This is a genomic window from Ruegeria sp. YKSF131 (assembly GCF_059612645.1).
On the sequence record NZ_JBXWQZ010000029.1, the window covers coordinates 1 to 22,738 of the forward strand.

Genomic DNA, 22,738 nt, shown 5'->3' on the forward strand with positions numbered 1-22,738 from the left:
ATATCCTTTTGAGCGTGCTGCTTTATGCGGCGCTGTTCACGCATGCCGGTCTGGCGCTGACCTCGATCGCGCAGCGCCGGACCCTGCGCATGCCGTTCAGCACGGCGTTGCAGGTGGTTCTGGGTCTGCTGATACCTTTGCAGCTGATCTCGCATGTCATCCAGACGCGGGTCGCGCACGAGATCTATGACGTCAATGACGAGATGGGGTATATCATCATCCTGATGTGGCCCAGCACCGTGATATGGATGCAAAGCGCGTTGTTGCTGATCGTCTGGGTGCATGGCTGTATCGGACTGCATATGTGGCTACGGCTGACGAAATGGTGGTCCAGCGCCGTACCCTATCTGATCGGTGTTGCCGTCTTCATCCCCATGTTCGCTTTGGCTGGTCTGCTGACCGAGGGTCGCCGCATTTGGATGGATTTCGCAGATGAGTTTTTGCGGGAACAATATATCGAGCATTACAACTGGCCCTCGCCCGAGGCGTTCCAGACCATGTTCACCGTCAAGGACAATGCCCTTCTGGCGTTCTGGCTGGCCTTGGCGGCCACGGGTCTTGTGTATATCGGGCGCAAGCTGTGGCGGCGCAGGCATTCGGTGCGGGTGAGTTACAGCAGCGGGCCCGAGGTAGATGCCGAAAAGGGTATGACCCTGCTTGAGATTTCGCAGGCACATGGTGTGCCCCACGCGGCCTTGTGCGGCGGGAAGGGGCGCTGCACCACGTGCCGCGTCATCGTCGAAGAGGGCGCCAGTGCCCTGCCCCCGCCCGGCAATGTCGAGGCCCGCAGTCTGGCCGCTGTCGGCGCCTCACCGCAGACACGGCTGGCCTGCCAGATCCGCCCGACGGAACCGACCACCGTTTTCCGCGTTTTTCAACCGGATGGCGGGCGCATCCGCGGGCATGCCAGTCAGGGGCAGGAACGGAAACTGGCCGTGCTGTTTCTGGACATGCGTGGATTTACCGCCCGCACGACCGGTCAGTTGCCCTATGACATCGTGTTCCTGCTGAACCGGTTCTTCGACGCCGTTGTTCCTGCCATCACCAAGGACGGCGGTGTCGTGGACAAGTATATGGGTGACGGGTTACTGGCGGTTTTCGAAAAACCCGATGCAGCAGCATCCACCAGCGCTGGGTTGAAAGCTGCGATAGATATCAGCCATGCCCTCGACCGGTTCAACGAACGGCTTGAGGCCGAGGGCAGCCCTGGCATTCGGATCGGAATGGGCTTGCACCTTGGGGATCTGGTGCTAGGTGAGATTGGCGCGCAGGGACATGCCGCAAGAACGATCATCGGCGACGCTGTCAATGTGGCCAGCCGACTGGAAAGCGAGACCAAGGCGTTGGGGGTCGAACTGCTGGTCTCGCAAGAAGTGTTGACGGCTGCGGGCATGGACCTGCCGCCGGAGGGTATCCGGATGTTCCAGCTGCGCGGCGTTGCCGATCCGATTCCCGCCCTGCCAGTCACTCGCGCGTCCGGGCTTGCGCCACACACGCAAAAACAGGAACAGTCATACTTTGCATGATCGGATTATCTACGCCCAGGGGAACCAGATCATCATTTTGATTTCAGAGTTGGAAATTCCTTCCAATCCGCGAGAAATCAGCGCATATCGTCCTTTGTTTCATTGACGCCAGTGGACTTCGCGCGACAGTCGGTGCAAATGCCCCGAAAACGCCCTTGAATCACTGGCAACACAACACTGCGATAAGAGTATTCAGATGACGATGTTAAGCAATCTGGCCCCCATTCCCGAACTTTATGTGTCGTACGACTCGGCCCAGAAACTGAAGGTTGAAGCCGCCGACCTGACCAGTTGGGATCTGAGCCCGCGCCAGATCTGTGATCTGGAACTGCTGATGAATGGCGGTTTCAATCCGCTCAAAGGTTTCCTGAGCGAAGCCGATTACGACAATGTCGTTGAAAACATGCGTCTGGCTGATGGCACCCTGTGGCCGATGCCCATCACGCTGGACGTCAGCGAAGATTTTGCGGACAAGATCGAACTGGGTCAGGATATCGCGCTGCGTGATCAGGAAGGCGTGATCCTGGGCACCATGACGGTGACCGACCGCTGGACCCCGAACAAGGCGCGCGAAGCTGAGAAGGTTTTTGGCGCCGATGACGATGCCCACCCGGCTGTGAACTATCTGCACAATGTGGCGGGCAAGGTCTATCTGGGTGGCCCTATTGTTGGCATCCAGCAGCCCGTTCACTATGACTTCCGCGGTCGCCGCGATACACCAAACGAGCTGCGCGCCTATTTCCGCAAACTGGGCTGGCGGCGGATCGTGGCCTTCCAAACCCGCAACCCGCTGCACCGTGCGCATCAGGAGCTGACTTTCCGCGCTGCCAAGGAAGCGCAGGCCAACCTGCTGATCCACCCGGTCGTCGGCATGACCAAGCCCGGCGACGTGGACCACTTTACCCGCGTGCGCTGCTATGAGGCGGTGCTGGACAAGTATCCCGCATCCACCACCTCGATGAGCCTGCTGAATCTGGCGATGCGCATGGCAGGCCCGCGCGAGGCGGTCTGGCACGGGCTGATCCGTGCCAACCATGGCTGCACCCATTTCATCGTGGGCCGCGATCACGCGGGCCCGGGCAAGAACTCGGCCGGTGAAGATTTCTATGGCCCCTATGACGCGCAGGATCTGTTCCGCCAGTTCCAGGATGAGATCGGCGTTGAGATGGTCGATTTCAAACACATGGTCTATGTGCAGGAACGCGCGCAATACGAGCCGAATGACGAGATTCTGGATAAGGACAATGTCACGATCCTGAACATCTCGGGCACCGAACTGCGCCGCCGTCTGGCCGAGGGCCTGGAAATCCCTGAATGGTTCAGCTTTCCCGAAGTTGTGGCCGAGCTGCGCAAGACCAAGCCGCCACGCAGCCAGCAGGGCTTTACCGTGTTCTTCACCGGCTTCTCGGGCTCGGGCAAATCCACCATCGCCAACGCGCTTATGGTCAAGCTGATGGAGATGGGGGGCCGTCCGGTCACGTTGCTGGATGGCGATATCGTGCGGAAAAACCTGTCATCCGAACTGGGTTTCTCGAAAGAGCATCGCGACCTGAACATCCGCCGGATCGGCTATGTGGCATCCGAGATCACCAAGAATGGTGGCATCGCCATCTGCGCCCCGATCGCACCTTATGCCACCACACGCCGCGCGGTGCGCGAAGAGATCGAACAGTTCGGTGCCTTCTGCGAAGTGCATGTTGCGACCACCATCGAAGAGTGTGAGCGGCGCGACCGCAAGGGTCTGTACAAGCTGGCCCGCGAGGGCAAGATCAAGGAATTCACCGGCATCTCGGACCCGTATGACGTGCCTCAGAACCCCGAACTGCGTGTCGAGACCGAGAATGTCGAGGTCGACAACTGCGCCCATCAGGTATTGCTGAAGCTGGAAAGCATGGGCCTGATCGCAGCCGGCTGAATCTGATGAATGAAACGAAGCGGCCTCCGGTTTACGGGGGCCGTTTTTGTTTTGACGAGGCTGAGGTGTTTGGCAACGTCGACGGGTGTGAGCCGGTTCGTCTATTGCGCGGTCTCTGGCAGGTCAACCTGCCCGCGCATCAGGATATGCCCCTGACCGGCAACCTTGATTCCTGTCATCGCGTCGGCGGGTCCAACGCGCGTGACAACGGCCTGACCGGGGCGGCCCATATCGTGCCCCTGTTCCGCAACGAAACTGTCTTTGGTCATTAGCCCGTATCTCCACAGATAGGCCGCCATGGCCCCGGTGGCGGACCCGGTAAACGGATCTTCGGGCGGGCTGGGCGGGGCCATAAGCAGGCGCGAGAACGTATCGCCCGCGTCGGTGGCCCCTTGGAGCGTCACGAGGAAAGGCTCGGCCATATCCGAGCCGGAATACCCTGCCGTCGCAGCCACTTTCCGCAGCGCGCCCTCGGACAGGCGGGCCGCGCGCAACGCGTCATGATCGCGCAGAACGGTGATACAGAAGGGCAAGCCGGTTGAAACCATCCGGGGTGGCGAGATGATGGCTTCTTGCGGCAGGCTGATCGCCTTTGCCACCAGATCGGCAGGCACATGCGCACCAAATTGCGGTGCGACCTGCGTCATTTCGATCTGGTCGCCCTGCAATCCGATCGAAACCAGACCCGCGCCGGTTTCCAGCGTCAGATTATCACCGGAGATCATACCGCGCGACCGCATCGCCGCTACGGTGGCAATCGTCGGGTGACCGGCGAAGGGAATTTCGCGGCTGGCCAGAAAATACCGGACGCGGATGTCGGCCACGTCGGACGGGCCGGTGAATGTGCATTCGACCAGAGAGGTTTCGCGCACATATGCCATGCAGACCTCGGCCGAGAGACCCGCGCCGCCATGGACCACGGCACAACCGTTGCCGCCAAATGCACGATTGGTGAAGGCGTCTACCCAGTCGAATTCAAACCAGCTCATGCAGTCGGCTCCGTTAAAGGTTAAAAGCGGCAGTTTCGCCGATGCGCATGTGTTGCGGGCAACGTTTCAGCCCCGCCCGGGCTAAGGGGCCGTTCAGTGAACGGCCACAGGTGACAGGTCGTGCTGACGGGCCAGAACGAAAGCCAGCTTGCGGTCGGCCACAAGCGCCAGCTGCTGCCCATCGGAATCGTGCACGGCATAAAGGTGATCCAGATCACCTGCCTGATCGCGCAGATCACGCGGCAGATCGGCAACGTCGACTGTTTTCACATAGACGATACGATCACCTTCGGTGTTGATTTCAATCGGTGTATTCATAGCTCTTACCCCTTCCGTATATTGATTGTCTGAACCACGGTTTCCGGCACGGCGCGGGTCAGATCCACATGCAGCAGACCGTTTTCCATAATCGCCTCGCCCACCTCGACCCCGTCGGCCAGCACGAACATGCGCTGAAACTGACGCGCCGCGATGCCACGGTGCAGGAAGATGCGCCCCTCGCTGTCGTCGCGCTGACGGCCCCGGATCACCAGTTGGCGATCCTCGATGGTGATCGACAGATCCTCTTCGGCGAACCCGGCCACGGCAAGGGTGATGCGATAGGAAAAGTCCGAGGTCTGTTCGATATTATAGGGCGGGTATCCTTCATTACCGGCCTTTGCAGACCGTTCCAGAAGGCGTTCCAGCTGCTCGAACCCCAAAAGATGCGGGTATGAGCCAAGAGTAAGTTTCGACACGTATTTTCGTCCTTTATTGTCAAAGCGACGTGGTGCGCGGTCCCGTTCCGGCAACCGCTTGTTATAGAATATGGGAAGAAACCAGGATGTCCACAAGGTCTGGCGCGATAACGTCTGACACACTATCTTGTTGGGCAAGCACCACAACAAGCCCGAGTCGCCAATGAACGCGCCCACCGACCTTTCGATGAAAACCGATGAAGTTCTGCGGGTTGAATTGGAGGTTTTCCGCCGCCAGCACCGCGACCTTGATGAAGCGATCGAGGCGCTGCATGAAAAAGGAACGGCTGATCAGTTGACCCTTCGGCGTCTGAAAAAGGAAAAACTGCGCCTGAAAGACTTCATCCGCCTGATCGAAGACCGCCTGACCCCCGATATCATTGCCTGAACACCCTGTACCGCATTGCCACAAAAGCGGATTTGGCTATAGTGCGCGCTCTTTCTGAGCGCGGGGACGTAAGCGGATGAGCGATGTGACAGTGGGGATCATCATGGGCAGCCAGTCGGACTGGCCCACGATGAAGGAAGCCGCAGATATTCTGGATGAACTGGGCATCGCTTATGAGGCGCGTATCGTTTCGGCCCATCGCACCCCGGACCGGTTGTGGGACTATGGCAAGACCGCCGTGTCGCGCGGGTTGCAGGTGATCATCGCGGGCGCAGGTGGCGCGGCACATCTGCCGGGCATGATGGCCTCGAAAACACGGGTACCGGTGATTGGCGTGCCTGTGCAGACGCGGGCCCTGTCGGGGGTGGATTCGCTGTATTCCATTGTGCAGATGCCCAAGGGATTTCCCGTGGCGACCATGGCAATTGGGTCCGCTGGCGGGGCCAATGCGGGCCTGATGGCGGCGGGCATTCTGGCCTTGCAGGATGAGGCCCTGGCCGCGCGGCTGGATGCCTGGCGCGAGGCCTTGTCAGCCTCGATCCCCGAGGAACCGCAGGGATGAGCAGAATCGGGTTTATCGGCACCGGGCATATCGCCGCGCCGATTGCGCGGCTGATGGCCGCCAAAGGGCATGAGATCAGCGTGACCGAACGCAACGCCGAGGTCTCGGCCGCCCTGAAGGCCGAACTGGGTGTGGCTATCGCGCCGCCGCAGGCGGTGATTGACACCTCGGACATCGTGTTTCTGTGCCTGCGCCCGCATATCGCGGCCGAGGTTCTGACTCCCCTGACCTTTCGCGCCGATCAGCAGGTCGTGTCGGTGATGGCGGCCGTTTCCGCCAAGGATTTGGCCAAGCTTTGCGCACCGGCGTCGGATTTCGTGCAGACCATCCCGCTGGGGTTCTTGCAGTCCGGTGGCTGCCCGATGGCGGCATTTGGAAATGACCGCTTGCTGGCCGAGCTGTTCGAGCCGGAAAACCCCGTGGTCAAGGTTGCGGATGAGGCGGCGCTGAACGCGCATTTTGCAATTTGTGCCATGGTTCCCGGCATTCTGGATTTGATGGCCACCGGGGCCAAATGGCTGGGTGACATGACCGGCGATGCGGACGAGGCCGAGTTCTATGCCACGCAGTTGATGGCTGGTTTTCTCGCCGCGATGGAGAAAGGCACAGCCGGGCGGTTGGCACAGGAGCGCGACGCTTTGGCGACCGAAGGTACTCTGAGCCTGCAGATGACGGGCACCCTGATCGAACAGGGCGCGCATGAGGCGCTGAGAGCGGCGCTTGGCGCAATTGGAAAACGTTTGGAGAATTGAAGATGGCGGAGATGCTCGCCCAAGGTGCGGTGATCGGGATTCTGGGTGGCGGCCAGCTGGGCCGGATGTTGTCGGTGGCGGCCTCTCGGCTGGGGTTTGTCAGCCACATCTACGAGCCGGGCGCAAACCCGCCTGCCGGACAGGTTGCGGATCGGGTAACGACAGCGGCCTATGACGATGTCGACGCCTTGACGGCTTTTGCCGATGCGGTGGACGTCATCACCTATGAGTTTGAGAACATCCCGACCGAGGCGCTGGATATTCTGGAAGCCCATCGCCCCATTAGCCCCGGGCGTGAGGCATTGAGGGTCAGTCAGGACCGCCTGACCGAGAAGACGTTCCTGCAGGGGCTTGGCCTGAAAACGGCCCCGTTTGCGGATATCACCAATCTGGATAGCCTGAATGCGGCTATCGAAGAAATCGGCACGCCTGCGATACTGAAGACCCGCCGCTTTGGCTATGACGGCAAAGGGCAGGCCAGATTGCGCAGCCCCGGGGATGCCGAGGCCGCGCTGGCCGACATGGCTGGCGCGCCTGCCGTTTTGGAGGGGTTCGTTGATTTTTCGCACGAAGTTTCGATCATTGCTGCGCGCGGGCTGGACGGTCAGGTGGCCTGTTTCGACCCGGGTGAGAATGTGCACCGGGATGGCATCCTGCACACCACCACCATCCCTGCGCGCCTGTCCCCCGCCCAGCGCACCGATGCCATCCTGCTTGCGGCCAATATTCTGAACACGTTGGAATATGTCGGTGTCATGGGGGTCGAACTGTTCGTTACACCTGGCGGGCTGATCGTGAACGAGATCGCGCCGCGCGTGCATAATTCGGGCCACTGGACGCAGAATGGCTGCGCCGTAGACCAGTTCGAACAGCACATCCGCGCGGTGGCGGGCTGGCCGTTGGGCGACGGGCAGCGCCACTCGGATGTGGTCATGGAGAACCTGATTGGCGACGATATGGACCGCGTGCCCGAGCTGGCGCGCGAACGGGACGTCGCACTGCATCTTTACGGCAAGGCCGAGATCAAGGCCGGTCGCAAGATGGGACATTTCAACCGGATCAAGCGGTAGAATATCGCGCTACGGCGCGATGCCTTCGGCGAGAGTATTTGGAAAAAGGTGAAGCCGGTCTGGTTTCACCCCACAAAGCGCGACGCGATATCCCCTGACATATAGCTGACGCGCCCGCCCGCCAGTGTCGCGGCGACCCGGTGAGTGGTTGCATTAAGGATTACCAGATCGGCGCGTTTGCCCGCGGCAAGCGTGCCCCGGTCCTGCAAGTCCAGCACCCGCGCAGGGCCGGATGAGATCAGCGCCCAGGCCCCTGCGAAATCCAGCAGCCCGGTTTTGGCCAGCATCAGCGCCGCGCGGCGTGGACTGGGATAATGGTAATCCGAGGCCAGCGCATCACAGAGCCCCATCGCGATCAGCTCTACCGCGCTGGCATTGCCCTTATGCGAGCCGCCGCGGACCACATTGGGCGAGCCGAGAATGATGTGATCCCCGGCAGCGCGCGCGGCCTCTGCGGCCTCAAGCGTTTCGGGAAACTCGGCAATGCACACCCCTTGGCCGCGCCACCAAGCGCGCGCCTCGGCAGTTGCGTCATCGTGGCTACCCAGACGCACGCCCATGTCCGCAAGGTCCGAACAGAGCGCTTCAAGCGCCGCCGGAACCTCAGCCTTGTGGGCGTGCATGTCGAGCAGCATCGCAAAATGTGCCTCCGGATTTCGCCCGGCCTTCAAGGCCTGCCCGGTCAGGCGCGGTGGTTTCTTACCCTGCGCCAAACGATCATGCGGCAGGTGATCATTGAAGACCACGTATGGCACCTGCCAATCGGCGATGCGACGGGCCAGCCCGTCGTAATCCGCGAGCATATTGGTCTCGAACCGCAGTTGCGGGATCAGATCGGTGACCGTGCTGCCCTTGACCGCTGCGATGGCCGCAAACACCTGCGCGGCAAAGTCCGGGCCGCGCACGCCGCCTTCCCAGCTGTAAAACTGCGCCAGCACGGCTGTGGTGATGCCGTTGGCGGCCAGTTCAGCCTCGACCGACAGAATGCCCTCGTTCATCTGTTTCATCGCGCCGCGACGTGGGGCTATATGGCGTTCGAATCCATCGCCGTGCAAATCGACAATACCTGGCAGAACTAGATAACCGGTCAGGTCAATCCGCCGCCCGGGCGCGTCATTCTGAACCACCCCATCTGCAATGGCGAGGTCTGTGCGTAACAGCCCTTCACCCGGCAACAGAACCTCTGCTCCGGTCAATGTCAGTTCCAATGCGGTCATTCTGATGGCTCCGCCCCCGGTTCCGAGCAGTTTTGCCCGATACAGATCTCGTCTATTACGTCCATCACACCGTCCAGCCAAGTGATCTGCGGATCAAACCGGCCAAATTCGATAAAGTGCAGGGCCTGCGCCATGACCTGCGGGTTGTTCATCATGAAGGTGTGGGTCACCGGCAAGACAAGATGATCGGCCATGCCTTCGACCTTGGTGGACTCGACCGACACCTTGCCATCGTCAGGGCCGTCGATCAGAGACGAAAACACGAGGTTCAATGACTGGTCACCTGCGATGACACCCAGTTCGAAATCCACGGGCGGCAGGCGGCTGGGAATACCATCCGGGCCCGTACCCAGTTGAAGACCGGCCGGACCGTTTAGGTATCCGAACACCTCCCACGCGCTGAGTTCATCGACCAGTTGGCTACCCTGATTGGGCGGCCCCAGCATGACGACACGGCCCATGTTTTCAGGGCTGTGGTCCTGCAACCAATACCGCAACAGGATGCCGCCCATCGAATGTGCGACAACATTGACGGTATCAGTACCGCAGGCTGCAAACGCTTGCGGGATGGTTTGTTCGGCCAGTTCGGGGATACCGATTTCGGTCGATGGGTAACCCGGGCGCACCACGGAATAGCCATTCGCTTTGAACAGTTGCTCCATCACGCTAAACGACGCCTCGGTCCGGGCAAGACCGTGCAGCAGAACAACGCATTTCGCGTTGGCCACGGCCGGAATAAGACAAAGAAGCAGAGCGATCAGAATTCTCATACCCGCCAGATAAAGCCTGTGCGCCTGCGTTAAAAGCCCTTCCCGCGTTGACGTCGCAGGACAGCCAGCGCGATACCGCCCAAAACCAGCGCCGCACCAACAAGCAGCCGCACACCCGCGCTTTCCCCCAACAGCACCACGCCGCCCACAATCGCGATCACCGGCACGCTGAGCTGAACGACTGCCGCCGTCGAAGGTGCCAGCCGGGGCAGGACGCGATACCACAAGGCGTATCCCAGACCAGATGTTACGCCACCCGAAAGGGCCGCGAGGAGATAGCCCATTCCGGTCATGTGCCACTCTGCCCCTGTGGCCATCAGGGCCAGCGCGGTCACCGGCAGCGCGACGATGAAATTCGCTGCCGTGCCCTGCAATGCGTCAGGCTCGGACCGTCCGGCCAGTGAATAGGCCGCCCAGCCGATCCCGGCGGCAATCATCAAAACGGTTCCGGTTGGATCGACCTGCACTGTTCCTGTGGGCCACAGGACACAGGCCAGACCACCCAGTGCAATCGCTGCCCCGGCCTGTTGCCGCCGGGTAGGTTTGGTCCCGGTAAGGGCGTTGGCGGCGAACATGGTGATCTGCACAACGGCAAAAAGGATAAGCGCGCCCAGCCCCGCATCCAACGTCAGATAGGCAATGGAAAACCCGATCATATACAGGGAAAGCGACCCGGCCCCGATGAACCGCCTGCAGGTGCGCAGCGGCAAATGTCCTCTGCGCAGCACAACCAGTGCGGCCAGAACCAGCGCCCCCGCCAGAACCCGGATAATGGCAAACCCCGCGGGATCACTGGATCCGCTGTCGATAGCCAGCCGGTTCAGAATGGAGTTCGCCGCAAAGGCGCACATGGTCAGGGCGGTCAGAAGGAACAGTCGCATTTCAACCACATACCGACTTGGCGGCAGGTTGGACACTCACAATTCGGGCACACGCGGAGCTGCCTTCATCTTTTCCAAAATACTCCCGCCAGAGGCGTGGCCGCATTGCGGCTATCAGGAACGAAACGGGGCCGCCAAAAGGCGACCCCGTCCGTTAGCACTTTGGCTTCCCCTCTCGACAGCTTGACCTTGCAGCCAAACGCCTGTCAGGGGTCGTCAGAATTCGCCGAGGCGAATTCGACGTGCTTACATCATGCCGCCCATGCCGCCCATGTCGGGCATGCCGCCAGCAGGTGCATCTTTTTGCGGTTTGTCTGCAACCATCGCTTCGGTAGTGACCAGCAGGCCGGCAACAGATGCCGCGTCTTCCAGAGCGGTACGAACAACTTTGGCCGGGTCGATCACGCCGAACGAGAACATGTCGCCATATTCTTCGGTCTGAGCGTTGAAACCAAAGGCCGGATCCGAAGACTCGCGCACTTTGCCTGCAACAACCGCGCCGTCAACGCCTGCGTTTTCGGCGATCTGGCGCAGCGGCGCTTCGATGGCCTTGCGCACGATGTTGATGCCTGCGTCCTGATCAGCGTTCGCGCCTTTCAGCGATTCCAGTGCTTTACCGGCCTGAACCAGAGCAACACCACCGCCTACAACGACGCCTTCCTGAACGGCTGCGCGTGTTGCGTTCAGAGCATCGTCCACACGGTCCTTACGCTCTTTCACTTCAACTTCGGTCATGCCGCCGACGCGGATAACGGCAACACCGCCTGCCAGTTTGGCAACGCGTTCCTGCAGCTTCTCACGGTCGTAATCCGACGAGGTTTCTTCGATCTGGGTGCGGATCTGGGCAACACGTGCTTCGATCTCGGCTTTCTCGCCAGCACCGTCGACGATGGTGGTTTCGTCTTTGCTGATCTCGATCTTCTTGGCGGTGCCCAGCATGTCCATGGTGACATTCTCAAGCTTCATGCCCAGATCTTCGCTGATCACCTGACCACCGGTCAGGATTGCGATGTCCTGCAGCATGGCTTTGCGGCGATCGCCGAAGCCCGGTGCCTTGACAGCAGCAATTTTCAGGCCGCCGCGCAGTTTGTTGACAACCAGAGTCGCCAGCGCTTCGCCTTCAACGTCTTCTGCAATGATCAGCAGCGGCTTTTGCGACTGGATCACCTGCTCGAGCAGCGGAACCATCGGCTGCAGCGAGGACAGTTTCTTTTCGTGCAGCAGGATCAGGCAGTCGTCAAGCTCGGCCACCATCTTGTCTGCGTTGGTGACGAAGTAAGGCGACAGGTAGCCACGATCGAACTGCATCCCTTCGACAACATCGGTCTCGGTTTCCAGACCTTTGTTTTCTTCGACGGTGATGACGCCTTCGTTGCCGACCTTCTGCATCGCGTCTGCGATCTGCTGGCCAATTTCAGCTTCGCCGTTGGCCGAGATGGTGCCAACCTGAGCAACTTCTGCCGAGTCTTTGACTTCACGCGAAGCAGCACGGATGCCTTCGACAACTTTGGCTGTTGCCAGGTCGATACCGCGCTTCAGGTCCATCGGGTTCAGGCCCGCTGCAACCTGCTTCAGGCCTTCTTTTACGATGGCCTGCGCCAGAACGGTCGCGGTGGTGGTGCCGTCACCGGCTTCGTCATTGGTGCGGCTGGCGACTTCTTTCACCATCTGCGCGCCCATGTTTTCGAACTTGTCTTCCAGTTCGATTTCCTTGGCAACCGAAACACCGTCTTTGGTGATGCGCGGTGCGCCGAAGGATTTGTCCAGTACCACGTTGCGGCCTTTGGGGCCCAGGGTCACTTTGACAGCATCCGCCAGGATGTTCACACCCCGGAGCATCTTGTTGCGGGCATCGGTGTCGAACTTGACGTCCTTTGCAGCCATGTCGTTTCTCCTTGAGAAAATGTGTTGAGTGGAAGATCAGAGAAAGCGCGGGCTTACTCGATGATCCCCATGATGTCGCTTTCTTTCATCATCAGCAGCTCTTCGCCGTCGACCTGAACCTCGGTGCCCGACCATTTGCCGAACAGGATCTTGTCGCCAGCCTTGACCGCCATTGCGATCAGCTCGCCGCTGTCCTTGCGCGCGCCTTCGCCGGTTGCGACGACTTGGCCTTCGCTGGGCTTTTCTTTTGCGCTGTCAGGAATGATCAGTCCGCCTGCGGTTTTTTCATCGCTTTCGGTACGGCGAACCAGCACACGGTCATGAAGCGGTTTCAATGCCATCTTTGCAGCTCCTTGGGCTCAAAGTTTTGTTTATCCTCCCCTCGCCTTTCGACGAGGCGTTAGCACTCGGTGTGTATGAGTGATAACGACGCATAGCTAGGGAGTCTAAAACGCCGAGTCAACAAGGTGTTTGGGATTTTTTTAACAACGCCTCAGTCAGCCTGTTCCCAGCTGTACGCCCAGTGTTTCAAGCCGTCTGTTCCCTCAGAGGTAAGAGCGTAGACACCTTTTTCAACCTTCTCGAACCACCCATAGTGATTTTCCCGCATCAACCGGGTGGCGACCGGAACACCCACAGATCTGGCAACCTCGGCCCCTTTGGCTGGGCCGTGTTCGGCCAGAAAGGCCGCGCATTTGAGCGCATCCTGACGGTAGGCCGTCACGATCCCGTGACGTGTCGCGCCCCCGGAATTGGGGTCGCCCTCCAGCCGGGCGAATTCGCGCAGCAGCCGCGCCGCCCTGGCCTTGTCCTTGCGCGGCACATATGGGCCCGGATCGCATTGCACCTCGACCGTGCCATCGGCACGTACGGTGATCAGACCCAGACCAAGCCTGCGGCACAGCGCCAGATTGTCCCTGAGCGCCCGCCGGGCCGTGCGCCCGGTGGGTTTGCTGACCCCGATATAGACCTGATCCGTGAGTTTCAGGCGGGTAATCGCCTGATGGAAAAGGGACAGCGTGAACCTGAGCTTGAGTTCGACAATCATAGGCGGCTCGTCTTCGCGCATGGCGACGATATCGGCTGCGCCCACTTCTCCTTTGACGGTGTATCCCTGACGCTCCAAAAGCGCCTTGATCGGGGGATAGAGGTCCTGCTCGCGGTTCATGGGCCTATGCTACGCAGATTGTTGAGGAATACCAGACGGGTTGCTTGAACATGGGCCGCAGGCATGGCTATGTCTGGGACACCTTGATGACACAACACCGGATAGGTTCATGCGCCTGCTGACGTTTCTCGCTTTTCTACTGGCCCCGATCACGGCTGCGGCTGCGTGCGATGGGCAGGACCTGCGCCCACTGCTGTCAGATGACGCGCGGGCCGAGTTGCAACGCGCCGTGGCGGACATCCCCTTTCCGGAAGGCAACCACTGGATTGCGCGCAAGGATGATACGGTTCTGCACATCGTTGGCACCCTGCACACTTATGACGAACGTATGGAAAAGGTGGTTGAACGCCTGTTTCCGGACCTGAGCCAGGCTGACGCATTCTATTTCGAAGTCACCCAGACTGACATGGATGCTTTCGAAAAGAACCTGGCCAATAATCTCAGCGCCGTAATGATCACTTCCGGGCCGACCCTGATCGACCTGATGGGAGATGAAGATTGGGCCGCATTCTCGACCGCGTTGCACCAGCGCGGCATTCCCGGCTGGATGGCTGCCAAAATGCGACCGTGGTTCTTGAGCATGATGCTGAGCATCCCGCCCTGCATGATGGAAGATCCGAACGGGACCTACGGCATGGACGCCCGCCTGAACGATCTGGCCGCAGAAAACGGCATTCCGCAATACTCGCTGGAACGTATCGACGACCTGATCGCCATGTTCGACAGCCACCCTCTGGAACAGCAGGTCGAGTCGCTGGTGCGGCTGTCCGGGGCGATGATGGGAAGCAACGATCAACTGGCCACCATGGCCAATGGATATCTGGAAGAAAAGCACGCCGAGATCATACAACTCGCCCGCCTGCAGGGGTTCGAGGAATCCGGGCTGAGCCGGGACGTCTTCGATGAGGAATGGAACGGGTTCGAGCAGCAAATGCTTGTCCAGCGGAATGCCCTGTGGATGGAGCATATTCTGGCCATCACGGATCAGACGGCAGTGATCGCGGTCGGCGCAGGTCATCTGAGTGACGATCACGGTTTGCTGAACCAGCTGGAGCAGTCCGGATACACGCTGACACGCGCCGCTTTCTAAGCTGGTTCAGCGGTTTTCAGACCAAGCGTCGCAGACGGGCTGCTGTGGCGTGACAAGGACGTTTGTCCGCCCTATAACGCGCGCAAATTTCCATTCCGCAGGACGCTGACATGACAACGCTCGTATTTGGTCACAAATCCCCCGACACCGATTCCACAGGCTCGCCGATCCTGTGGTCGTGGTACCTCAACGAAATCAAAGGTGTGCAGGCCGAGCCCGTGCTGTTGGGCGAGCCCAACACCGAAGCGGCGTTCATGCTGGACAACTGGGATCTGCCCAAACCACGCATCCTGGACGATCTGGCAGCGGACACTCCGGTGGTTATCGTCGACACCAACAACCCTGCCGAACTGCCCGCCAACGTCAATGACGCTGACATCCGCGCCATCATCGACCACCACAAGCTGGTCGGTGGTCTGGAAACCAAAGGCCCGATCGACATCACCGTGCGCCCGCTGGCCTGCACGGCCACCATCATGGTTGACCTGATGGGCGACGATGCAGCCAAGATGCCCGACGCCATCAAGGGCGCGGCACTGACCTGCATCCTGTCGGACACGCTGGAATTCCGCTCGCCCACCACCACGCCCCATGACCGCGAGGTTGCTGAGCGGCTGGCAGCCGAGCTGGAGCTGGATATCTCGGCTTACGCGGCAGACATGTTTGCGGCGAAATCGGATGTCTCGTCCTTCTCGGATGCCGAACTGATCCGCATGGACAGCAAGGAATACGAGGTCGATGGCACCAAATTCCGCGTTTCGGTTCTGGAAACCACTGCGCCGGGCGTCATTCTGGACCGCAAGGCAAGCCTGGCGGGTTCGATGGTGGATGTCGCCAAGGAAGACGGTGTCGATCAGGTGCTGCTGTTCGTCGTCGATATCCTAAACGAGGAAGCCACTCTGCTGGTGCCCAACGATCTGGTCAAAACCGTTGCCGAGAAAAGCTTTGGTGCATCCGTCGATGGCGACGCCGTGGTTCTGCCGGGCATCATGAGCCGTAAAAAGCAGATCATTCCGAACCTGAAGGTCTGAAGAAACACGCGGGGTCTGTCGTTCTGAGTAAAACAGGCCCCGCATTATTAGTCCTGAGTCTGCGCCTTTGGCATTGCGCTTGGGCAGACCTGTACCCGACAGATGAAATACAGGGCGGCCACCGATCGATTGGTGGCCAATCCCTTGCCAATCGGTCATAAGGCTCGTGCAGTTTCAGCTTGAGGCCACATATGACCCAGATCGTTCACGCGCTGTCCGAAATCTCTGCCCGCTACAAAGCGTTGTTTGTCGATCTGTGGGGGTGCGTTCACAACGGGATCACGGCCTATCCCGAAGCTGTCGCAGCCCTTCAAGCCTATCGCGCGGACGGGGGGCTTGTCGTGCTGGTCACGAACTCGCCCAAACCCCGTGCGGGTGTGGCCGAGCAACTGGTGCAGTTCAATGTTCCCGCAGATGCCTATGACACCATCGCCACCAGCGGCGATTCCGCACGGTCGGCGATGTTCCGTGGTGCAGTCGGGCACAAGGTTTACTTCATGGGGGAATGGCAGCGCGATGCGGGCTTTTTCGAGCCACTGAAACTGCTGCACCACCCGATCCATATCGAACGTGTCCCGCTGAGAGAGGCCGAGGGGATCGTCTGCTGTGGCCCCTTTGATCCGATGGCTGACCCGGACGTGAACCGCCCCGATTTCCTCTATGCCAAGCAGATGGGCATGAAGCTGCTATGCGCAAACCCCGATATTGTTGTCGATCGCGGCGAGGTACGAGAATGGTGTGCAGGCGCTTTGGCCAAGCTCTATACCGAGATGGGCGGCGAGAGCCTGTATTTCGGCAAACCGCACCCGCCGATCTACGATCTGGCGCGCCGCAGGTTGCAAGAACTGGGCCATGATATCCCGGACAGCGACATTCTGGTGATCGGCGACGGCCCCCATACGGACATTCTGGGGGGCATGGGTGAAGGCATTGATTCCCTGTTCATTTCGGGCGGGCTGGCGGCGGCCGAGACAAAAACGTCGCACCATCCGGATCACGAATCCCTAACAGCTTATATCGAAAGGGAAAAGATCAACCCGACCTACACAATCGGTCGATTGAGATAGCAAGAAAAGACTTGATTTTCTGCAACTGCGAAGTAATAAAGTTGCCAACCTAGGCCGGATAGTGGTTTTTTCTTTCTCGGTCGATTTCGAGTGAGGGCAACATGTTGGATAATCTTCCACGCGGAACGATCTGTATCGAAGACATCGAAATGGGCATGTCCCGCCACCTGCGCAAAGTGGTGACGGACGAAGATATCGAGATGTTCGCGCAGATCTCGACAGACCGGAATCCGGTGCATCTGGATGATGATTATGCCCGCGATACAATCTTCGAAGGGCGCATCGCGCACGGGATGCTGACAGCTGGGCTGATTTCGGCCGTGATTGGCGAACAACTGCCGGGCCATGGTACGGTCTATATGGGGCAGTCACTGAAGTTCCTGGCCCCCGTGCGCCCCGGTGACATGGTTTACGCCGAGGTCAAAGTCATCGACATCGACTTTTCCAAGCGTCGCGTCAAACTGGATTGCCATTGCTCGGTCGAGGGCAAGAAGGTGCTGATCGGTGAAGCCATGGTACTGGCCCCGTCGCGCAAGTTCGACTGATCGGCGAACACATCCATGCAAAAGGCGCCCGACCGGCGCCTTTTTGTTTGGACGCTGTTTTTTGCCTGTGCCTTTCAGGACGGGCGGGCGCGTTTTCGCCCTTTCAACGCACCGGATTCCAGAATGATCTCTGACACCACGTGTTCGCGCCTGTAGGCCATCACATGAACGCCGGACACCCCCGCGATATCGCGGATCTGCTGGATCAGTTCGATACAGATCTTCTTGCCCTCGTCAGCTGGCTTTACGGCTTTCTCCATCCGCTCGATGACCTGATCGGGGATGTGAATGCCGGGAACATTGCTGCGCATCCAGCGTGCCGCACGCGCTGACGCGATGGGGCCGACGCCCGCGATGATGAACACTTTCTTGTCCAGTCCCGCATCGCGCACCCGCGCCATGAATTTCTCGAACAGCGGAATGTCGTAGATGTAATTGGTCTGAATATACTCGGCCCCGGCCTCAACCTTCTTTGCCAGACGATCAGGTCGCCAGTCATAAGGTGGTATGCAGGGGTTTTCGGCAGCACCAAGGAACAGTTGCGGCGGGCGCGTGATCTTACGACCAGAAAGGAACATTCCCTGATCGCGCATCGTGCGGATCGTCCGCAGCAGGGTCAGGGAATCGAAATCGAAAACCGGTTTTGCCCCTGGCTGATCCCCGACGCCGACGCCGTCACCGGTCAGGCACAGCACGTTACTGACGCCCAACGCTGCAGCCCCCAGAACATCGCCCTGAATGGCAATCCGGTTCCGGTCGCGGCAGGAAATCTGATAGACCGGAGAATAACCCGCGCGCGTCAGCAAGGCACAAATCCCAATCGAGGACATATGGCAGTTCGCGCCCGAAGCATCGGTTGCATTGATCGCGTCAGCCACTTCGCCAAGCGGTTGGGCCGCCTGAAAAACATCCTCGGGATCGGCACTGTCGGGTGGGTTCAACTCGGCTGTGACTGCGAAACGGCCTGAACGGAGTACCTTTTCCAACCGGCTGTGCGACACATATCCTTGGGGAACCGGAACATAGCCAATCGGCTCCACCTCGTTGCGATGGGTATCACTCATTTCTTCAGTTCCCGGTTTATCGCGTTGGGTGGTTCGGCGGCCAGTGGTGCCGCAGAAGGTTCATTCTCGCGCGCTTCGGGGAATGCCTCGGCCAGCGCCAATCGGGCTGCATCCCGGGTCTCGCGCTCGTGCGCTGCAATCTCGCGGCTGACCCGCAACCAGGATGACGAGCCTTTCAACGTGTGCTCCACCGGTGGCAGAACTTCTTTTATCTTGTCGGCTCCGTGCCGCATGCGGCTGGCTCCGTTCCAGGCCAGGGCCCAGACGCATTTCATATCCGGCTTCACCTCGCAGAACTCGCCGGGACGTACGCCGCCACATGGGCCATTGCGCAATTGCTTTGGGCAGTTCATCGGGCAGGACATGCCGGTGGATGACAACACGCATTGCCCGCACATCTTGCAATCGAACAACAGGGTTTTGACGCCCTTCTCGACCAGTGCGATCGGGCGTTCGACGCGGTTATATCCGATCTTTGCAAATAGCGGGTCCATCGCGACCATGCCGCGTTCGACACATTTATAGATCCACTCGAAAGTGCGGGCATGACGAATCGCGAACAGTCGCATTCGGTACATGGGTCTGCCTCCTGTGCTGGGTTCGTTCGAACCTGGCCGGGCTTTGATCCGGTGCGCCTTAATCCAGGGGACCGGATTTTCAGTCTAAACCCAGAGTTTTTTTTGAATCAAGCGGTTGGAGGCGGCTGGCATGAAATACTTGGATTGGCCTCGTGCATTTTCCCGGCCAAGCGAAATGTTCAAGGCTCATTCAGAGGATCGCATTCTTGGAATTCAAACTGCCGCTTGAACAAATTGACTCGCGCCGCTACGCAATCGTCTATGCACATCATCCGGGATATCCAGTTCGTCCAGCCAGAAGATCGCGGCGCCAGCGTGGCAATCGGGAATTTCGACGGCGTTCATTTGGGGCATCAGTCGGTCATTGAACTGGCCCGTAATGCAGCGCCGGACGCGCCGCTGGGTGTGTTGACCTTCGAGCCGCATCCGCGGGAGTATTTTGCGCCTGACGCGCCTCCGTTCCGCCTGATGCGGGGCAATGCGCGAGCGCACCGGCTGGAGAAGCTGGGCGTAGAGAAGCTTTATGAACTGCCGTTCAACGCCGCGCTGGCCGGGCTTTCGCCAATGGAGTTTGCGCGCAACGTGATCTGCGACGGGCTGGGCCTGTCGCATGTCGTGGTGGGTGCCGATTTCTGCTTTGGCAAGGGCCGCAGTGGCACGGCGCAGGATCTGGTGAAGTTCGGGCAGGACATGGGGTTCGGTGTGACGATTGCGCCTTTGATGGAACGGTCGGAAAATGTTGTATCCTCAACCGCCATTCGCACCGCGCTGAGCGACGGCCGCCCACGGGACGCAGCCGCGATGCTGGGACACTGGCACCGGATCGAAGGCGAAGTGATCGGGGGCGAACAGCGCGGGCGCGAGCTGGGCTTTCCCACCGCGAACATGTCCATCGAAGGGCTGCATCCGCCAAAATTCGGTGTCTACGCCGTACTGGTGGATGTGTTGGATGGGCCGCATAAGGGCAGCTATCACGGTGCGGCCTCGATCGGGGTGCGCCCGATGTTTAACGGCCAGGTGCCCAATATCGAAACCTTCCTGTTCGACTTTTCGGGCGATCTGTACGGGGCGACCCTGTCGGTGGGTCTGATCGACTTTCTGCGCCCCGAGATGACATTCGACGGGCTGGAGAGTCTGATCACGCAGATGGATGCCGACTGCGAACAGGCCCGCGGTATATTGACCGCCCTATGAGTGTTGATCCGATTGAACGCGCGGGCCTGCCTGCCCGGTTTTGGGAGCGCAAACCCCTGCGCCAAATGAACCAGCGCGAGTGGGAGGCGTTGTGTGATGGCTGCGGCAAATGCTGCCTGAACAAGCTGGAAGATGAAGACACGGGCGAGGTGGCCCTGACCTGCGTCGCATGCCGCTTGCTGGATGATGAAAGCTGCCGCTGCGTACAATACGACATCCGGCATCAATTCGTGCCCGAATGCATCGTCATGACCCCCGACAATATCGACGAACATGCCTATTGGTTGCCGCAAACCTGCGCGTATCGGTTGCTGTGGGAAGGCAAACCGCTTTACGACTGGCACCCGTTGATATCTGGTACAGCGGACAGTGTGCACGCTGCCGGGATCTCGGTTCAGGGGCGCACGGTGTCTGAGTTTGAGACACCCATGGAAGAGTGGGAAGATTACATAATCGAGGAGCCAAGCTGATGCATTTCGCGTCTGACAATTCCGGGCCGGTTCATCCACAGGTCATGGCCAGGCTGGCCGAGGTCAATCAGGGCTATCAGATGGCCTATGGCGCGGATACGCTGATGAACGAGGTGCGCGACCGTATCCGCAGTATATTCGAGGCTCCGGGTGCTGCGGTCTATCTGGTGGCGACCGGGACAGCAGCGAATTCGCTCGCCCTTGCAACATTGTCAAAGCCTTGGGAAACGGTCTTCTGTTCCCCAGTCGCGCATATCCACGAGGACGAATGCAACGCACCGGAGTTTTACAGCGGCGCCAAGCTGACCCTGGTACCGGGCGGAGACAAGATGACCCCTGAGGCTTTGCGCGGGTCAATTCTGGGCGAGGAAACACGCGGTGTGCATGGGCCGCAGCGCGGACCCGTGTCGATCACACAAGTGACCGAGCGCGGATCGGTCTATTCGCTGGCAGAGTTGCAGGCCCTGTGCGAGGTCGCCAAGACGTACGGCCTGCCCGTGCATCTGGACGGCGCGCGCTTTACCAACGCGTTGGTTGCGCTGAACTGTTCCCCTGCGGATATGACATGGAAAGCAGGTGTAGATGCTGTCAGTTTTGGTGGCACCAAGAACGGTCTCATGGGTGTCGAGGCGGTTGTGTTCTTTGATGAAAGCAAAGCCTGGGAGTTTGAGCTGCGGCGCAAGCGCGGGGCGCATCTGTTTTCCAAACACCGCTATCTGTCCGCTCAGATGGCGGCCTATCTGGAAGACGACCTGTGGCTGAAGATGGCGCGTCAGGCCAATGACAACTGCGCCCGCTTGGCCGAGGGGTTGCGCGCCAAGGGGGCCGCATTTCTGCACGAACCGCAGGCCAATATGATCTTTGCCTCATTCCCACGCGCGAAGCACAAGCAACTGCACAAGGCAGGCGCGGTTTATCACCTTTGGGGTGCAGAGCTGGAAGGCGAGGATAACAACGAAAACCTCGCGTGCAGGCTGGTTTGCGACTGGTCCATCGGAGCGGCGGAGATCGATCAGTTTCTCAATCTGCTTTGACGCCTAACGGGGCGTTGGCCTGCCAGAACGCCCGCAGCAAAGCGCCGGTTTCATCAGGGTGTGAAATCGGCAGCATGTGCCCTGCGCCGTTGATGCGTTCATGGCGCGCATCAGGCAGGCGCCGTTGCAGCCCTGCGCAAATCGCGTGGATCACCGGCGGCGTCTCTGACCCGCTCAGCAACAGGGTCGGCATCGATGCGCGCCGGAGCCGATCCGGGTCAAGCAACCCTGCCTGATCGTCATAGAGCACAGGGTGTACAGCCGGAACCGCATCGATTCCACGCACCATATTTGCCCGCGTGCGCTCGGGCAAATCAGGCCATTTGGGGCTGATCTTCGTGCTCCACGCCCTGTTGAACAGGCGCGCGGCCAAAACCTTGTCACCAGACGCGAAGGCCGCACTGACTGGCTCGGAGTCCCGTTCGTGCTGTTCGAACAACAGCGGCGCATCCTGTTTCGCAACTGCAAAGAACACGGGTTCGATCAGGATCAGGCTGCGCACGCGCTCGGGATGTTCAATCGCCAACCTGAGTGCGATCATCGCCCCAAAGGAATGCCCGATCACATCCATGGGTTTCGTCAATTCAGCCAAGGCCGGTCTTGTCACTGCGTCAAAGAAATCAACCTGCCCGTCCCAATCCGGGCTGCGCCCATGCGACAGCATATCCGGGGCAACAAATGTCGCACAGCCATTCAGCGCACTGGCCAAACCTGACCAGGCACCGGAATGCGCAATCGTGCAATGGAGGGCGAGCAGTTTCCGCTCCCCCTCACCCAAGTGCCTGACGAAAACGGATTGCATCGTG

At 59.8% G+C, this 22,738-nt stretch carries 25 protein-coding genes; 13 read left to right on the plus strand and 12 right to left on the minus strand.

The window, feature by feature from the left end; all coding sequences use genetic code 11:
* Positions 1-1,526 (plus strand): adenylate/guanylate cyclase domain-containing protein (locus AC2FLZ_RS12100; RefSeq protein WP_496882212.1); only part of this gene is annotated, 1,526 nt, incomplete at its 5' end.
* Positions 1,527-1,722: 196 nt separating this feature from the next.
* Entirely contained in the window at positions 1,723-3,441 is a 1,719-nt protein-coding gene (locus AC2FLZ_RS12105; RefSeq protein WP_480519148.1) for a bifunctional sulfate adenylyltransferase/adenylylsulfate kinase, read from the plus strand.
* A gap of 101 nt (positions 3,442-3,542) precedes the next feature.
* Here the strand turns inward: AC2FLZ_RS12105 and AC2FLZ_RS12110 are convergent, their stop codons facing one another.
* From AC2FLZ_RS12110 to AC2FLZ_RS12120, 3 genes are all read right to left on the minus strand, one after another.
* Complete coding sequence (locus AC2FLZ_RS12110) at positions 3,543-4,430, minus strand: PhzF family phenazine biosynthesis protein (RefSeq protein ID WP_480519150.1); 888 nt, start codon at positions 4,428-4,430, stop codon at positions 3,543-3,545.
* Positions 4,431-4,523: 93 nt separating this feature from the next.
* A complete protein-coding gene (locus AC2FLZ_RS12115) occupies positions 4,524-4,748 on the minus strand; it encodes a DUF1150 family protein (protein WP_209504776.1) in 225 nt (74 codons plus the stop codon).
* 5 nt (positions 4,749-4,753) lie between these two features.
* Positions 4,754-5,167 carry an Hsp20 family protein gene (locus tag AC2FLZ_RS12120; protein WP_058275530.1) on the minus strand — a complete coding sequence of 138 codons (414 nt, stop codon included), beginning with the start codon at positions 5,165-5,167 and terminating at the stop codon, positions 4,754-4,756.
* A 163-nt stretch (positions 5,168-5,330) separates the two neighbouring features.
* Here AC2FLZ_RS12120 and AC2FLZ_RS12125 point away from each other — a divergent pair, with 163 nt between their 5' ends.
* The 4 genes from AC2FLZ_RS12125 to AC2FLZ_RS12140 all read left to right on the plus strand — a co-directional run bounded on the left by AC2FLZ_RS12125 (position 5,331) and on the right by AC2FLZ_RS12140 (position 7,939).
* Entirely contained in the window at positions 5,331-5,555 is a 225-nt protein-coding gene (locus tag AC2FLZ_RS12125; RefSeq protein WP_209504778.1) for a YdcH family protein, read from the plus strand.
* A gap of 76 nt (positions 5,556-5,631) precedes the next feature.
* On the plus strand, positions 5,632-6,117 hold the full coding sequence (gene purE, locus AC2FLZ_RS12130) for a 5-(carboxyamino)imidazole ribonucleotide mutase (protein ID WP_209504779.1): 486 nt from the start codon (positions 5,632-5,634) through the stop codon (positions 6,115-6,117).
* Positions 6,114-6,869, plus strand: a complete 756-nt coding sequence (locus AC2FLZ_RS12135; RefSeq protein ID WP_496716168.1) for an NAD(P)-binding domain-containing protein — start codon at positions 6,114-6,116, stop codon at positions 6,867-6,869. Before purE ends, AC2FLZ_RS12135 begins: the two co-directional genes overlap by 4 nt.
* 2 nt (positions 6,870-6,871) lie before the next feature.
* Positions 6,872-7,939 carry a 5-(carboxyamino)imidazole ribonucleotide synthase gene (locus tag AC2FLZ_RS12140; RefSeq protein ID WP_496882213.1) on the plus strand — a complete coding sequence of 356 codons (1,068 nt, stop codon included), beginning with the start codon at positions 6,872-6,874 and terminating at the stop codon, positions 7,937-7,939.
* 65 nt (positions 7,940-8,004) lie between these two features.
* On the opposite strand, the gene AC2FLZ_RS12145 is transcribed toward AC2FLZ_RS12140, so the two are convergent.
* The 6 genes from AC2FLZ_RS12145 to AC2FLZ_RS12170 form a co-directional block, all read right to left on the minus strand.
* A complete protein-coding gene (locus tag AC2FLZ_RS12145; protein ID WP_496882214.1) occupies positions 8,005-9,156 on the minus strand; it encodes an alpha-D-ribose 1-methylphosphonate 5-triphosphate diphosphatase in 1,152 nt (383 codons plus the stop codon).
* The gene (locus tag AC2FLZ_RS12150; RefSeq protein WP_480553922.1) at positions 9,153-9,926 is read right to left on the minus strand and encodes an alpha/beta fold hydrolase; all 774 of its coding nucleotides are present in this window, start codon (positions 9,924-9,926) and stop codon (positions 9,153-9,155) included. Before AC2FLZ_RS12150 ends, AC2FLZ_RS12145 begins: the two co-directional genes overlap by 4 nt.
* A gap of 29 nt (positions 9,927-9,955) precedes the next feature.
* Entirely contained in the window at positions 9,956-10,807 is an 852-nt protein-coding gene (locus AC2FLZ_RS12155) for a DMT family transporter (RefSeq protein WP_496882215.1), read from the minus strand.
* Positions 10,808-11,053: 246 nt separating this feature from the next.
* Positions 11,054-12,691, minus strand: a complete 1,638-nt coding sequence (groL, locus tag AC2FLZ_RS12160; protein WP_480475465.1) for a chaperonin GroEL — start codon at positions 12,689-12,691, stop codon at positions 11,054-11,056.
* A 53-nt stretch (positions 12,692-12,744) separates the two neighbouring features.
* Positions 12,745-13,032, minus strand: coding sequence for a co-chaperone GroES (groES, locus tag AC2FLZ_RS12165; protein WP_209504786.1), 288 nt, complete (start codon positions 13,030-13,032; stop codon positions 12,745-12,747).
* Between the two features lie 152 nt (positions 13,033-13,184).
* Complete coding sequence (locus AC2FLZ_RS12170; RefSeq protein ID WP_496715559.1) at positions 13,185-13,859, minus strand: DUF2161 domain-containing phosphodiesterase; 675 nt, start codon at positions 13,857-13,859, stop codon at positions 13,185-13,187.
* A 109-nt stretch (positions 13,860-13,968) separates the two neighbouring features.
* Here AC2FLZ_RS12170 and AC2FLZ_RS12175 point away from each other — a divergent pair, with 109 nt between their 5' ends.
* The 4 genes from AC2FLZ_RS12175 (at position 13,969) to AC2FLZ_RS12190 (ending at position 17,592) form a co-directional block, all read left to right on the plus strand.
* Complete coding sequence (locus AC2FLZ_RS12175; RefSeq protein WP_496882216.1) at positions 13,969-14,949, plus strand: TraB/GumN family protein; 981 nt, start codon at positions 13,969-13,971, stop codon at positions 14,947-14,949.
* 110 nt (positions 14,950-15,059) lie between these two features.
* Positions 15,060-15,980 (plus strand): manganese-dependent inorganic pyrophosphatase, encoded by a 921-nt coding sequence (locus tag AC2FLZ_RS12180; protein WP_480475459.1) that lies wholly within the window; start codon positions 15,060-15,062, stop codon positions 15,978-15,980.
* A gap of 191 nt (positions 15,981-16,171) precedes the next feature.
* On the plus strand, positions 16,172-17,047 hold the full coding sequence (locus tag AC2FLZ_RS12185; protein WP_267362988.1) for a TIGR01459 family HAD-type hydrolase: 876 nt from the start codon (positions 16,172-16,174) through the stop codon (positions 17,045-17,047).
* A 101-nt stretch (positions 17,048-17,148) separates the two neighbouring features.
* Complete coding sequence (locus AC2FLZ_RS12190; RefSeq protein ID WP_267362989.1) at positions 17,149-17,592, plus strand: MaoC family dehydratase; 444 nt, start codon at positions 17,149-17,151, stop codon at positions 17,590-17,592.
* A gap of 74 nt (positions 17,593-17,666) precedes the next feature.
* On the opposite strand, the gene AC2FLZ_RS12195 is transcribed toward AC2FLZ_RS12190, so the two are convergent.
* Together AC2FLZ_RS12195 and AC2FLZ_RS12200 are read right to left on the minus strand one after the other, a co-directional pair.
* Complete coding sequence (locus AC2FLZ_RS12195) at positions 17,667-18,656, minus strand: methylenetetrahydrofolate reductase (protein ID WP_496882217.1); 990 nt, start codon at positions 18,654-18,656, stop codon at positions 17,667-17,669.
* Positions 18,653-19,234 carry a methylenetetrahydrofolate reductase C-terminal domain-containing protein gene (locus AC2FLZ_RS12200; protein ID WP_480482268.1) on the minus strand — a complete coding sequence of 194 codons (582 nt, stop codon included), beginning with the start codon at positions 19,232-19,234 and terminating at the stop codon, positions 18,653-18,655. Before AC2FLZ_RS12200 ends, AC2FLZ_RS12195 begins: the two co-directional genes overlap by 4 nt.
* Before the next feature lie 261 nt (positions 19,235-19,495).
* On the opposite strand from AC2FLZ_RS12200, the gene AC2FLZ_RS12205 reads away from it, so the two are divergent.
* The 3 genes from AC2FLZ_RS12205 to AC2FLZ_RS12215 are packed head-to-tail and all read left to right on the plus strand — an operon-like array spanning position 19,496 to position 21,932.
* Positions 19,496-20,428, plus strand: a complete 933-nt coding sequence (locus tag AC2FLZ_RS12205) for a bifunctional riboflavin kinase/FAD synthetase (RefSeq protein ID WP_480519267.1) — start codon at positions 19,496-19,498, stop codon at positions 20,426-20,428.
* A complete protein-coding gene (locus tag AC2FLZ_RS12210) occupies positions 20,425-20,898 on the plus strand; it encodes a YcgN family cysteine cluster protein (RefSeq protein ID WP_480519167.1) in 474 nt (157 codons plus the stop codon). The genes AC2FLZ_RS12205 and AC2FLZ_RS12210 overlap by 4 nt, the downstream gene beginning before the upstream one ends.
* On the plus strand, positions 20,898-21,932 hold the full coding sequence (locus tag AC2FLZ_RS12215) for a threonine aldolase family protein (protein ID WP_480605204.1): 1,035 nt from the start codon (positions 20,898-20,900) through the stop codon (positions 21,930-21,932). The genes AC2FLZ_RS12210 and AC2FLZ_RS12215 overlap by 1 nt, the downstream gene beginning before the upstream one ends.
* On the opposite strand, the gene AC2FLZ_RS12220 is transcribed toward AC2FLZ_RS12215, so the two are convergent.
* Complete coding sequence (locus tag AC2FLZ_RS12220) at positions 21,919-22,734, minus strand: alpha/beta fold hydrolase (protein WP_496882218.1); 816 nt, start codon at positions 22,732-22,734, stop codon at positions 21,919-21,921. The genes AC2FLZ_RS12215 and AC2FLZ_RS12220 overlap by 14 nt on opposite strands.
* Positions 22,735-22,738 lie beyond the last annotated feature (4 nt).